The following is a 12,437-nucleotide window of genomic DNA, read 5'->3' on the forward strand; positions in this document are numbered from 1 at the left end:
CCGAGGGAGCGTCGGACCTCGCCTGTATCGTTGCTCCATGGACATCAGCTCACCCGCGGCGGCCGCCCTGCTGGCGGCTACCGAAGTGCTGCCCGCTGAGTGGCGCGACTTGTCGAGTGTTCTTGAGAAGCTTGGCGGCCCCTCGGCTCTTCTGGAATCGGGACCAGTGCCGCCGTCAAGAGATGGCGAACTGCTGACGTTCCTACGGCAAGGAATAGCTCCGGAACGACTCCGCTTCTGGCGCCGATGCTTGGATCAGCTGGCGAAGGAACTGCCGACTATTCGGCTACTCTCCGTCGCTGACCCTGCCTATCCCTCCAACCTTGGTAGCGCCTATGGCAGGCCGCCGTTCATTTTCGTTGCCGGAACAATTTCGACAACAGACAGTAATGCCGTAGCGATCGTTGGGAGTAGGATCGCGTCTGACCTCGGTAGGACAGCGGCCAGAGCAGTCGCTGAGGCGGCAGCAAAAGAAGGTTTTACGGTAGTGTCTGGCCTCGCAGAAGGCATCGATTCCTCAGCACATGAGGCGGCCCTAGGACACGGGCGAACGATCGCGGTAGTAGGAAGTGGGCTCGACAACTATCTCCGGACCACGATAAATCCTATGGTAGCGAAGATCGCCGACCGAGGTGCCATCGTTTCCCAATTCCGACCAGGCTCGCCGGCGACCGCGAGTTCTTACGTCGCACGCAACGCGATTATTAGCGGACTGTCCACAGTTAGTCTTCTAATCGAGGCTACCGAGAAGAGCGGGACCCGTAGCGAGGCAGACCATGCTCTGCAGCAAGACAGGACGGTCCTCTTGTGGGAACCGACCCTAGGCGGACAAGATTGGGCCCGCCGCTACAGTCTCCACCCGAGGGTTCGGATGGTGAGCAGCGCGGACGAAGTCATCGCCATCCTTGCAAGTTCCGTTAGGAACTAGCATCATGACGCAAGATCAGACTTGGCCGTCGCTAGAATTCCTCTCGGCGAATCTGGTCCTGCCGCCCTCTAACGCTTCGGACGTCTGCCCCATCTGCCGAAGCGCGAAGGGCATCTCGGAGTCCAAGTGTGAGAACTGCGAGCAGATCACAAGCGAACTCCTCCTACCCTGCAGGAACGTAATCCCCATCAGCCTATACCGTAAACCTTCGGCGCTACGAGATTGGCTCAAGTATTACAAGCAGCAGGCTGATGGCTTCGAGCCCGAGTACGGGAGGTTCGTCCAAGGAATTCTTCGCGCCTATTTTCAACAGTCAGGTTTGGAGCTACGAAAGCTCGTCGGAGACTGGGATGTAGTGACCGTCGTTCCATCAACGTTGCGCCCCCTGCCCCATCCATTGGAGCTAATCACCAATGGCTTAATCGACTTCGGCGCACCGATGCGAAGGACCCTCCGCCGCACCCTGAACATGATCGGGCATAGATCACCAAGTGATGACGGCTTTGAGGTAACGACCAACGTGGTCGGGCTGCGCGTTCTGATACTTGACGATGTTTATACGACCGGAGCGCGGAGCCAAAGCGCCGCCTCTGCGCTTCAACAAGCGGGCGCTACCGTCGGCGCGATCGTGGTAGTGGGCAGGCGCATCAATCCCGACTTCAGTGAAGCGACAGATCAAATATGGAGGCGGCAAGCACCGTTAAAATTCTCGTTCGCGAGGCAATTTTGGCGTCAATAGAGCGTTTCGGGTGCTGCTTAGCGGATTTCGAGCACTATTCGAGGCGAATACGCAAACGCCTTCCCCTTGGAAATCCTCAAAGCGCAGGCACCCTCCACGAGTTGGTGCGCAATCCAGCGGTAATCCACGATTGGCGCATACAAGATCGCCCGGCCCAAGAATTCTCTCATTTCGCTCGCCGAGAGCAGGCTTCGGCCGTAAAAGTGGTATGAATTGCCTGATTCTAAGACCAGCCCTGAAAAACCAAGACGTCGCACAATGTCCTCAATGATTACAGAGGACGACGCTGAGACCGGAAGCCGGAAGTCCAACAGCGGCAGATGACTCTCCGTTCCGTCGGGCATCAGAAGTCGTGAAGAAACTACCGAAATGTTGCCCTCTTGCGCCTTCGCTAGAAGGCTTCGAAGCGCCAGTGGGCTCAGGTCTGCAATAGAAAGCCGGTGCTGAACCACGGCGGTCGACATTGGCTGATGCAGTCCAGAGGCGTCCAGAAGCACAGACCTAATATCTTCAGGTTGCGAGAGGGAATTGAGCATCATGGCATCCCAGAAGGGGACACCATGCTCAGACCGTAGGCGGAGTGCAGCCTCGATCACTGCTTTCAGTTCAGGACGATGCACAACCCGTTTTTGGGCCTCTGGAGGAACCGACAGTTCGAAGATTGTCAGTTCTGATGGCCGTGGGGATACCTCCCTGAGCAGGTCAGGTAGGAGCTCAACTATGTCCAAAGGAGGCTGGTTACCGGCCATGACTCCCCTTCCTTGTCACACTCACACAAGATGGATGAGCCTTGACTACTGCAGAGGGTATCCCTGTGGTGCGACAAGATGGGCGGCGGTAGCCCGCATCTCCCCGGCCCGCTGGCACCGCCGCGACGAGAGCCACCTGGCACCCCGCGACCCTGGCGGCCAGGGGCGACCTGACTTGAACACTCGGCCCGGCGAGACCTCCGCTGAAACTGAAACACCCTAAACGGTCAACCAACGCCCTGCCGGCTGTACCGCGGCGTCAGCTTCGCCTGAAGATGGGCACGGCCGTCCGCAGGCGACTCGCGGCCAGTTGGTAAAGAGGAAATCTGGTAGCCCGGAGGACCGTCGCAGAACGACAGACCGATGACCAGTTGGGCCGGGTTGAGCCGGCAGCCGGCTGGGCTGCGAGCCCGCGCGGCGTAGCAAAGCGCACCCCGGCCGCGTCGCCGAGGTGGTGGTGGACCGGGACTGGTCTGTGTCCTCTAGGCCCTCCGGCTTCAGGATGACCAGGGCTCCTACGGCCGGTCATGGCCTGCAGGTGCTGCGGAAGGCCATCACGCCTGCCATCGACCCCGACAAGCCGAGGCCGTTGCCCGACCCGCCAACGTCCGAAGGTGCCTAAGGGTCCCCATAGCGTGGCGGGTCCGGCGGCGGCTCGTTCCCGCAAAGCGGGTCGACACCAAACGGGACGGCACCTAGTCGCACAATGTTGGCCGTTTCCGGACTGCGAGATTCCGAAGCGTGACTACGTGTGGTATTGAGGAACAAGGTCTAACAAGGGGATCGAATGATGGACTCTGAAACGGCAGCGATCGCGACCGCAGTGGTGCCGTACGTGGCAGCGACGGTGGGTGCATATGGTGCAGCGGTCGTCGACCGGCTGCAAGATGCTGCCGCCGATGCATCGGTCGGAATGGGTGGCCGGCTGTTGCGGCGCCTACTGCGGCGGCATGAGTCTGCCCCCGCGGTGAGAGCAGCGGCGGTTGACTTGGCAGAGGACCCGGCGGACGAAGATCGACTGGCTGCTCTCCGACTGCAGATCCGCAAGGCGCTGGCTTCGGACCCGAATCTAGCCGCGGATGTTGCGCAAATGTTGGAGCAGGCGGGGGTCCGGGTGACGGCCTCGGGCGAGCGGTCAATCGCTGCACAGACCATCAGCGGTGTGGCGGTTACGGGTAACGGAGCTCAGGTGACACGTTGACCGATGCTCTAGGTAGTGCCGCCGGCAGCGGAGGTGCCCGCGCCAGCGGCCTCCGAGCGATCGCGGCCGACAACATCAGTGGTGTCGCGGCTACGGGCGACAACGCCAAGGTCGACGCTCGACGAATCGAGCTGCATCGGCCGTCGACCGCGCCGGATATCCACAGCCGAATGAATAACCTCCCGAAGCCGCCGACCCGACTATTCGTCGGGCGGGAGCGCGAATTGGTGCAGCTCCAAGCTGTGATGTCAGCCGGACATGGCGTCATTTCGCAGGCTGTACACGGCCTCGGCGGCGTCGGCAAGACCGAATTGGCGTTGCAGTACGCGCATAGGTACAAGGAGAGATATTCAGTTCGATGGTGGGTAACTGCAGAGGACTTGACGGCGATTGAGGACGGCCTCGCAGGGTTGACGGCCCGCGTAAATGCTGAACTCGCATTGGTCATGACAGCAGCAGAGGCGGCTGAGTGGGCCGTGGGTTGGCTGCAGAACCATTCGGGTTGGCTTCTTGTCTTGGACAATGTAGAACAGCGCGCAGACGTGGAGCCGCTGTTGGCGCGGGTCGACAACGGCCACGTCCTGATCACGACACGACGCGATGTGGACTGGGAAAGCATCGTAGATGGTTGTTTGCGACTGGAAACGCTCGACCGAGCGTCAGCAGTACGTTTATTGATTGAGCGCGGCGAGCAGTCGGATCAGTTGACGGCGGCAGTGTTGGCCGACGAACTGGGGAACCTGCCGTTAGCATTGCAACAAGCTGCGGCCTATCTACGACAAAGTCAGCTCCAAGTTGCCAGCTATTTGGATCGACTCCGAGATCAGCCCACAGAACTTCTAGATACAATCGCTGAGGGTGACCGAGCAGAGCGGGCAGTGGCGCAAGTTTGGTTAGTATCCCTGGAGCGTCTGCACCGCGATCAGCCGACCGCGATTGAGTTACTGCGAGTGTTGTCATGCTATGCGTCAGACGATGTACCGCGCGGCGTGTTGGTTGGACACGGGGACACTCCAGGTAGTATCGATCGATCCTTAGCGGTGCTGGCGTCATACAGCCTGGTCACACTAACGCCAGAGACCGTTTCCACTCACCGGCTAGTTCAAACGGTGGTGCGCGGCCACGCGCAAGCGCTTGCAAGTCGAGACGCACTAGCCGAGCCGAATTGTCAGCAGGAGCCGTCTTGGAAGCAGAGTGTTGGCCAGGCACTATCGCTGTTGCATCAGGCTGTGCCTCGAGGGAATCCAGCGGATGATGTCGAAACCTGGCCACGGTGGTCCGTCTTAGCGCCGCACGTCGAGGCGCTCGCTCGACACATTCCCGAGGGCACTAGAGACCTCATTTTTGCCCAGCTCCTGGGCCAGCTCGGATTCTTCTTCTACACCCAGGCCAATCATCAGAAGGCGGTTCAATCGGAGCGGCGGGCGTTGGAGATCACTGAGGCGGCGTTGCCAGCCGAACACCTGGACATCGCGCTTCGGCTGGACAACCTCGCGGGCACGTTGGTGGACCTAGGACAGGCGGCGGAGGCGCTGCCGTTGCGGCGGAGGGCGTTGGAGATCACCGAGGCGGCGTTGCCGCCAGACGACCCTTACATCGCGATCCGGCTAGGCAACCTCGCGTACGCGTTGGTGGACCTAGGGCAGGCGGCGGAGGCGCTGCCGTTGCAGCAGCGGGCGCTGGAGATCAACGAAGCCGCCTTGCCGCCAGGCCACCCCGAGCTTGCGACCGTGCTGGACAACCTCGCGTACACGTTGGTGGACCTAGGGCAGGCGGCGGAGGCGCTGCCGTTGCAGCAGCGGGCGCTGGAGATCAGCGAAGCAGCGTTGCCAGCAGGCCATCCAGATGTCGCGCTTCGGCTGGACAACCTCGCGCACACGCTAAGTCTGATGGGGCATGAAGCGGAAGGGCTACCGTTGCGGCGGCGGGCGCTGGAGATTACAGAGGCGGCATTGCCGGCAGGCCATCCGGGGATCGCGATCCGACTGGACAACCTCGCGAGCACCTTGGCGGCGCTGGGGCAGGCCGCGGAGGCGCTGCCGTTACAGCAACGGGCGCTGGAGATCAGCGAAGAAGCGTTACCGGTCGGTCACCCCAAACTCGCCACCCGGTTGAATAATCTCGCGACCACCCTAGCTCGACTGGGGCAGGCGCGGGAGGTGCTGTCCTTGCAGCAACGGGCGCTGAAAATCAGCGAAGCAGCGTTACCGGCCAGCCACCCAGACATCGCACTCCGGCTGGGCAACCTGGCCTACACGCTAGTTAAACTGGGGCGGCTGGAGGAGGCGCTGACGTTGCAGCAACGGGCGCTGAAAATTAGCGAAGCAGCGTTACCGGCCAGCCACCCAGACATCGCATCCCGGCTGGAGGGCCTCGCCTACACGCAAAATCTGCTGGGGCGGCCGGAGGAGGCGCTGACGTTGCAGCAACGGGCGCTGAAAATCAGCGAAGCAGCGTTACCGGCCAGCCACCCAGACATCGCATCCCGGCTGGGCGGCCTTGGGATCATCTTGGGGCGGCTAGGACGGCTGGAGGAGGCGCTAACGTTGCAGCAGCAGGCGCTGGAAATCAGCAAAGCGGCCTTCCCAGCAGGCCACCCAGACATCGCGACCCGCTTAAGCAATCTCGCGGTCATTCAATGTCAGCTGGGACGACTGAAGGACGCGCTGCCGTTGCAACGGCGGGCATTGGAGATCAGCGAAGCGGCGTTACCGGCCGGCCACCCAGACATCGCAGCCCGGCTGAGCGGCCTCGGGTTCATCTTGAGTGAACTGGGGCGGCCCGAGGAAGCGCTGCAGCACCGGGCGCTGGAAATTAGCGAAGCGGCGTCGCCGGCCGGAGAGGCTCAAGGTGCACAACAGCCGTGAGGTCGCCCTCGGCCAGTTGGGAAAGGCGGAGGAGCTTTAGGCTTGAGGCCGGAGCAGAAGCCGCTAAACACCGCAACCCCAGGTATGGAATCATTATTGGGGCCATTCCGGTCGCGGGTAAGACGAGAGATACGCGGGCTGCGAGCGGGCGCACTTGGTGTGATATTTCGGCCTTTCCGACAAGACAACGGCGACCAAGTTCCTAGTGGTGGCCGGCTTGGGCCAGAACGGCTGTCGACAGCAGCGCGGCGAATCGCGACAGGCCGACGAACGCCGGCACGCATGAGCCTCCAAGCATGCGTTCGAACGCGACGCCCGGAACTTGTTAGCGAGATGCCGCCGGTGGCCTTGCAGGCGACCAGGCACGGAGCCGTCAGCAAACTTTCTTGCCAGCAATTCAGAGGTTCAGGGGCAACTGTTAGTACTGCCGAGTTCTTCTGTTTTGGATCAAGGCGCCGCGCTTCGCGCGGCGCGGGCACGGCAAGCCCGGCCGGCGGCAAGCCGCCCCGGCCGCCTCCGGCGCCGGGGCGGTGAGCCACCGACAACCGCCGGGACACCGTCCCCGCAGCACATCGGACACCTGGTGTGCCTGTCCGCGGATGCCGTGACGGAAGCCGATGATGTCGGCCTGGTCGACGGATTGGGGCTTCCGGCTGCCGCGCCAGTCCAAACCCAGGACTGGCTTGCCCTCGACTCTCCTCCAGGCTCAGGCCGCGGCGATCAGCCCTGTGCACCTGCGAGCGGATCGGGCAGCTCGACGCCACCGCCGGGGAGGCGGTAGCGGTAATGCGTCGCCTTGAGGTCGTCGTCGTGCGGCGTCCAGGAGGTCCAGCGTCGTATCCGCCCGCCGGTTGTCTGGATCTCCCCATTGGGAAGGCGCGTCCACTCGATCTCGTCGACGACAACGAGGTGGGTCGCCGCCGCATCGTGGGCGTGGTCTACCTCGCCGCTGGTCAGCTGGACGTTCTCCGCGGTGCCGGACGATCCCTTGACCTCGATGTGGATCTCCTCGGCACCTTTCACAGCGTGCAAGTCGTACGACCGTCTCGCACCGACGTCGGCGACCTCGTAGTCCGGATACAGGGCCGCAGCTCGCTCTACGGCGTGCCGTTCCAAGGCCACCTTCAGTACAGGGTCCGCGATGAACCCCGAGCCGCTGGAACGGGCCTTCCGCCGGGAGCTGCTGCGCGGCTGGGGTGTGGGCCGGACCGGTTGTGGCGCACGGCTTCGTGGGATGGAAGCAAGCTCCGGGACCGCATCAAGGATGGCCGCGGGGAACTTGACCATGTACGCCTGCATGACCCGTACCGGGCGACTCTCGTAGAACGCGAACGGGTAGTACAACGGGGCCGGATACGCCTCGTCGAGCTTCCGCTTGATCTCCCTGAGGGCCGTCTCTGCCCGTTGGAAGGCCGACTGGTCCACCGGCGTCGGCAGCGGGGTATAGCCGGTCAGCTCGTACCGCCAGGACGGCTGCGGCATCGGGTTGGTGGGTCTGCTCTGGCCGTACGTGCCTCGCGCCTGCCAGACCAACTCATCATCGAAAGGACCGTCAACCGCTCGGGAGTAGCCGACGATGCCGGGCACCTGGTGCTGCGTCTTGTGCCAGTGCAGGACAATGTCCCCCGGCCGGAGCGCCGTCACCAGCGCGTACGACCAGTTCTCCCGGCCGCTGCCGTCGCGCTGAAGCGCCTGCACGTTTGCGCCGAGGTCGTCTCGGTCGGTGATCTCCAGCCAGTAGCACTCGGCCGGATCGTCTTGCCACCACTCGTTGAGCCGTACCGAGCTTGGTTCCCCCGAGCGCCGCTGGGCCGGCAACGCCGTGGCGGACCCCGACGAGACAGGGGCCGCGGCGGGACGAGCAATCTCGGCGGCCAGCCGCGAAGCGTCCGTAGAGCCGTATCCGGGAACTTCGATTCGCAACCGGAGTCGCTTTCGGTTGTTCCCCGCCTTGGGCGCGTTCGGTGTCTGTCCGATGCGGCCTTGCCGGCTCGTTAGCTGTAGCCGCAGCGCCGCCAGATCGTCGACGACGGAGAGTCTGAGCGGTCTGTCGAGAACCGTGCGCTCGGACTCGGGCAGATGCCCGGTCTTACGGGAGTCGACCACACCCGAAACCAGCACCGCACCCAGCATTCGGAGTCGAGCGAGGATCAGCTCAAGAGCCGGGATGTAGTCGGAGTTACGCGAGGGTCCGGTCGAACTCGTCCCGCCGGCACTCTCCAAAATCACCGCAAGTCCCGAGCCGTCCAGCTCGACGGCAAATTCCGCGTTGAGCACGCGCCCGTCGTCATCGGTCATCCGCACGCCGTACAGACTGCCAGCGATGTACGACAGCGACGCGCACCGCCACAAGCCAGGCCGTCTCCAGGCCGTCCCAGGCCGTGGCCAGGCCGTCAAACGCCACCCAACGATGACCAAGGTCAACCAACGGCACCCAATAAACGGCCAGCTCACAGCCTTGATCACGGCTCTGAGCTGGTGGGCGACGGACGAGTCGACCTGTACGCCGGATTCTGTGCGCGGCGCGTACCCCGAAGGGTTTGCGCCGGCGGCGGCCATCCATCTCGGCCTGCCGTTGCCGGCAGGCTCCAGCGGCCTACCCGCAGACATCGGGCGGGCAGCCCTCAAGCGTCTGCGCCGGGTCGTCATCTTGCGGTGACGGCCCTTGCTTGGCCTTGCTCCGGGTGGGGTTTACCGAGCCACCCCGGTCACCCGGGGTGCTGGTGGGCTCTTACCCCACCGTTTCACCCTTACCGTCCCCGTTGGGGTCGGCGGTCTGTTTTCTGTGGCACTGTCCCGCGGGTCGCCCCGGGTTGCCGTTAACAACCACCCTGCCCTGTGGAGTCCGGACGTTCCTCGGCGGCGGGCCGGAGCCCGCCGACGCGACCGCCCGGTCGACTCGTCCGTCGCGCCCTCATCCTAACGGCGTGGTGGGGACGCCCTGTTCCGCCCCGGCTCGGCTCGGCCGATGACGATGGCGGGGCCGGCGGGCCGTGGGGATTACCCAAGGGCGCTCAGGCCCCCAGGCGCGCCGTCCACGACACCACGTCGGCGACCGTGGAGTTGCCGCCGCAGAGCACGAGACCCAACCGGGCATCGTCACCCACCCGCTCCCGTACCAGGCGGGCGGCCGGCAGCAGGCATCCGGCGGCCGGCTCGGCCCAGACCTTCCCATGCTCGGCCAACTCCACAGTCCCCCGCACCGCCTCGGCGTCGGAGACCACGAGTACGTCACTGACCAGGGCAGTCACATGGTCGTAGGTGAGCCGCGAGACGGTCGGCGCGCTGAGCGTGGTGACGATCGACGACAGCGGCACCTCGACCGGCCCACCCTTGGCCAGGGCCTGCGACATCGCCTGCGCGCCCTCGGTCTCCACGCCCCAGACCCGTACCCCCGGCCGGCGTGCCCGCAGCGCGGCGGCCACCCCGGCGATCAGCGCCCCGCCGCCGACGCTGACCAGCACGTCGGTCAACTCACCGGCATCGTCGGCGAACTCCAATCCGACAGTGCCCTGCCCGGCGAGCACCACCGGGTCGTCGAACGGGTGCAGCAGGGTCAGGCCGTCCTCCCGCAGCCGGGACATGAGCGCGAACGCGGCGGCCATGCCGTCGGTCAGATGGACGTCGGCACCGGCCGCGCGGGCCACCTCGATGGCACGCGCCGGTGCCGTCCGGGGCATCACCACGGTCGCGGCCACGCCCAGGGCGCCGGCCATCACCGCGACCGCGATGCCGTGGTTGCCGCCACTGACCGCCAGCACGCCCGCGGCCCGCTCGGCGTCGTCCAGGACGAGCAGCTTCGCCGCCGCGCCACGCGCCTTGAACGACCCGGTACGTTGCAGCAGCTCCAGCTTGGCGGTGACGGGCACGCCGAGCAGCTCGGACAGGCCGGGGCTGGGCACGGTTGGTGTGTGGACCACATGGTCGGCGATCCGGTCGGCGGCCGCCTCGATGTCCGCGAGCTCGATCATCACCGAAGCGTGCCACAGCAGCGGCAGAGGCCAGCCCGTGGATCAGGAGCAGACGACGTGATGCCCCATCAGCGGTACCGGGTCAGCAGCTCCGCCCGAAGGTCGACGCCGGTGGCGGTGGACACCGAATCGACGTCCCCGAGCCGCAACGCGGGGAAGTCTTCCAGCTGGTATTCGGAGATCAACCAGAACATGACCTTGCAATCCGGTATCCAATAATTCTCGAGGGAAGCCATATGCACCCGCCGGACGTGATAGATCTCCACGCCCGCGCTGACGAGCCGCTCGGCCACCTCCTCGAACGGCACCCGGGGCGGGAAGCTCCCGTACCGGCTGCCGATCGCATTGGGGACCATGTCGTCGAACTTGTGTAACTTCCAGGCGTGGACGACGACGGAATCACAGACCCACTCGCCCGACCCGTCCTGGAAGTTGGCGTTGACGAACCCGAACTGCCGCACCAGGTGGCGATCGTTCCACGATCCCTCATCGAAGTCTGACCCCAGTACGCCCGGCCAGTCGTCCGGTCGGGAGCCGAGACCGACGCCGAGGACCATGCCGCTGACCGCGAAGTCGGCGAAGAAATCCAGATGCGAGGACATTCCCCGACTCCACACTCAGCTTCCGGAGTGCGCCACCGCAAAACCTGGAGGAGACACCGGCATCGGCGAGGGTTCCACGCCGGGCTCCTCCGCCGTCGTGCTGGGGCTTCGCGTGACCTGGTCAGCGAGCCGGGGTCCGACGTGCTGTTACCAAAATGGTGCGGGGCACACCCAGGTCCGATGGCGCGTCCACTGCCCGAAGATGGGCGGATGAACGACCATGAGCTTGTTCGGTACCTCCGTCGATGCAACGAGGCGGACAACCACGCGTATGCCGTTATCGCCAAGCGTTTCGGCGAGGACGCGCTGATGGACAGCCACCTGCCGCTGTTGGATCTGGTCGACAAGCTCGCACGGGACTGGCAGGCCATGGACCCCGCCGACGATCGCTACGCCGGTCTCACGTACGCGCTGCGAACGATGGTCGAGGCCTATCTGCGTCACCCCGGCGACAACTGACCCAGCAGTCGTGCGGCGCGCGGAGGCAATCCGGCCGACTCCGCTCCGCCGGTATTGCCGCCCCGCCTGAGCAAGATCACGCAGCTCAACGTCGCTGGTCCGGCGGATCCGCTCCGGCGGGCAGACGCTAGCCTCGTGGGGCTATGGATCTCTCCCACGCCGCGCTGCTGCTCGCCGCGGGTCTCGCCGCGGGCACGGTGAACGCGGTGGCCGGCGGTGGTTCGTTGATCACCTTTCCGGCGATGATCGCGGTCGGGTTGCCCCCGGTCGCGGCGAACGTCAGCAACTCGATCGCGGTGTTCCCCGGTTACCTGGCCAGCGTGGCGGGCAGCCGGATGGACCTTCCGCGCACCCGTGCTCTGGCCACGCTGCTACCCACCACGATCGTCGGCACGATTCTCGGCGCGTTGCTGCTGCTGGCCACCCCGGCTCGTACGTTCGAGCTTGTCGTACCGTTCCTCGTCCTCGGCGCGACAGCGGTCCTGGCCTTCCAGGACCCGCTGCGCCGGCTGGTCGGTCACCCCCGGGACCTGTCGCCACGCCGGCGGACGGTCGCCGTACAGACGATGGTCGCGCTGGGTGCGGTGTACGGCGGGTACTTCGGGGCGGCCCTCGGGGTGATGCTTGTCGCCGGGTTGGCCCTGGTGCTGGACGCGACCCTGGCGCGGGTCAGCGCGATCAAGAATCTGCTCTCCGCGCTCGTGGGGTTGACCACGCTCGTGGTGTTCGCCGTGTTCGGCCCGGTGAACTGGACGGCCGTCGCGGTGGTCGCGCCGGCCACCCTGGTCGGTGGGTACGCGGGCGCCCGGCTGGTGCGCCGACTGCCGCCGGTGCTGCTCAAGACGCTGATCGTGGTGTTCGGCACGACGATCGGCCTGTACCTGCTCTGGCGCGCCCTGAGCTGAACAGCCCGACCGGTGG

The 12,437-nt window shown here is 64.9% G+C and carries 9 protein-coding genes and 1 other RNA gene; 5 read left to right on the forward strand and 5 right to left on the reverse strand.

The genetic code is table 11. From position 1 onward, the window contains the following. Positions 1-37 precede the first annotated feature (37 nt). A complete protein-coding gene (locus ACGFH8_RS05780) occupies positions 38-928 on the forward strand; it encodes a DNA-processing protein DprA (RefSeq protein ID WP_393363877.1) in 891 nt (296 codons plus the stop codon). Between the two features lie 756 nt (positions 929-1,684). On the opposite strand, the gene ACGFH8_RS05785 is transcribed toward ACGFH8_RS05780, so the two are convergent. After that, on the reverse strand, positions 1,685-2,416 hold the full coding sequence (locus ACGFH8_RS05785; RefSeq protein ID WP_393363879.1) for a hypothetical protein: 732 nt from the start codon (positions 2,414-2,416) through the stop codon (positions 1,685-1,687). Positions 2,417-3,203: 787 nt separating this feature from the next. Here ACGFH8_RS05785 and ACGFH8_RS05790 point away from each other — a divergent pair. After that, positions 3,204-3,617: a hypothetical protein gene (locus ACGFH8_RS05790; protein ID WP_393363884.1), complete on the forward strand. Its 414-nt coding sequence runs from the start codon at positions 3,204-3,206 to the stop codon at positions 3,615-3,617. Next, a complete protein-coding gene (locus tag ACGFH8_RS05795; RefSeq protein WP_393363887.1) occupies positions 3,614-6,484 on the forward strand; it encodes a tetratricopeptide repeat protein in 2,871 nt (956 codons plus the stop codon). Before ACGFH8_RS05790 ends, ACGFH8_RS05795 begins: the two co-directional genes overlap by 4 nt. A gap of 720 nt (positions 6,485-7,204) precedes the next feature. On the opposite strand, the gene ACGFH8_RS05800 is transcribed toward ACGFH8_RS05795, so the two are convergent. From ACGFH8_RS05800 to ACGFH8_RS05815, 4 genes are all read right to left on the reverse strand, one after another. Then, the gene (locus tag ACGFH8_RS05800) at positions 7,205-8,782 is read right to left on the reverse strand and encodes a protein NO VEIN domain-containing protein (RefSeq protein ID WP_393363890.1); all 1,578 of its coding nucleotides are present in this window, start codon (positions 8,780-8,782) and stop codon (positions 7,205-7,207) included. 188 nt (positions 8,783-8,970) lie between these two features. Beyond that, positions 8,971-9,386, reverse strand: an RNA gene (rnpB, locus tag ACGFH8_RS05805) — RNase P RNA component class A. 112 nt (positions 9,387-9,498) lie between these two features. Continuing rightward, positions 9,499-10,455 carry a threonine/serine dehydratase gene (locus ACGFH8_RS05810; protein ID WP_393363893.1) on the reverse strand — a complete coding sequence of 319 codons (957 nt, stop codon included), beginning with the start codon at positions 10,453-10,455 and terminating at the stop codon, positions 9,499-9,501. Positions 10,456-10,523: 68 nt separating this feature from the next. After that, positions 10,524-11,057: a hypothetical protein gene (locus ACGFH8_RS05815; protein WP_393363896.1), complete on the reverse strand. Its 534-nt coding sequence runs from the start codon at positions 11,055-11,057 to the stop codon at positions 10,524-10,526. Between the two features lie 210 nt (positions 11,058-11,267). On the opposite strand from ACGFH8_RS05815, the gene ACGFH8_RS05820 reads away from it, so the two are divergent. After that, on the forward strand, positions 11,268-11,516 hold the full coding sequence (locus tag ACGFH8_RS05820) for a hypothetical protein (protein ID WP_393363899.1): 249 nt from the start codon (positions 11,268-11,270) through the stop codon (positions 11,514-11,516). A gap of 143 nt (positions 11,517-11,659) precedes the next feature. After that, positions 11,660-12,421 (forward strand): sulfite exporter TauE/SafE family protein, encoded by a 762-nt coding sequence (locus tag ACGFH8_RS05825; protein ID WP_393363902.1) that lies wholly within the window; start codon positions 11,660-11,662, stop codon positions 12,419-12,421. Positions 12,422-12,437: the final 16 nt, after the last annotated feature.

Source organism: Micromonospora sp. NPDC049175 (assembly GCF_043197345.1).
GTDB lineage: Bacteria > Actinomycetota > Actinomycetes > Mycobacteriales > Micromonosporaceae > Micromonospora.

Excerpts from the sequence above, each read along its gene's own strand:
- ACGFH8_RS05780 (WP_393363877.1), top strand. The coding sequence starts at position 38 with ATGGACATCAGCTCACCCGCGGCGGCCGCCCTGCTGGCGGCTACCGAA.
- ACGFH8_RS05785 (WP_393363879.1), bottom strand. The coding sequence starts at position 2,416 with ATGGCCGGTAACCAGCCTCCTTTGGACATAGTTGAGCTCCTACCTGAC.
- ACGFH8_RS05790 (WP_393363884.1), top strand. The coding sequence starts at position 3,204 with ATGATGGACTCTGAAACGGCAGCGATCGCGACCGCAGTGGTGCCGTAC.
- ACGFH8_RS05800 (WP_393363890.1), bottom strand. The coding sequence starts at position 8,782 with ATGACCGATGACGACGGGCGCGTGCTCAACGCGGAATTTGCCGTCGAG.
- ACGFH8_RS05810 (WP_393363893.1), bottom strand. The coding sequence starts at position 10,455 with ATGATCGAGCTCGCGGACATCGAGGCGGCCGCCGACCGGATCGCCGAC.
- ACGFH8_RS05815 (WP_393363896.1), bottom strand. The coding sequence starts at position 11,057 with ATGTCCTCGCATCTGGATTTCTTCGCCGACTTCGCGGTCAGCGGCATG.
- ACGFH8_RS05820 (WP_393363899.1), top strand. The coding sequence starts at position 11,268 with ATGAACGACCATGAGCTTGTTCGGTACCTCCGTCGATGCAACGAGGCG.
- ACGFH8_RS05825 (WP_393363902.1), top strand. The coding sequence starts at position 11,660 with ATGGATCTCTCCCACGCCGCGCTGCTGCTCGCCGCGGGTCTCGCCGCG.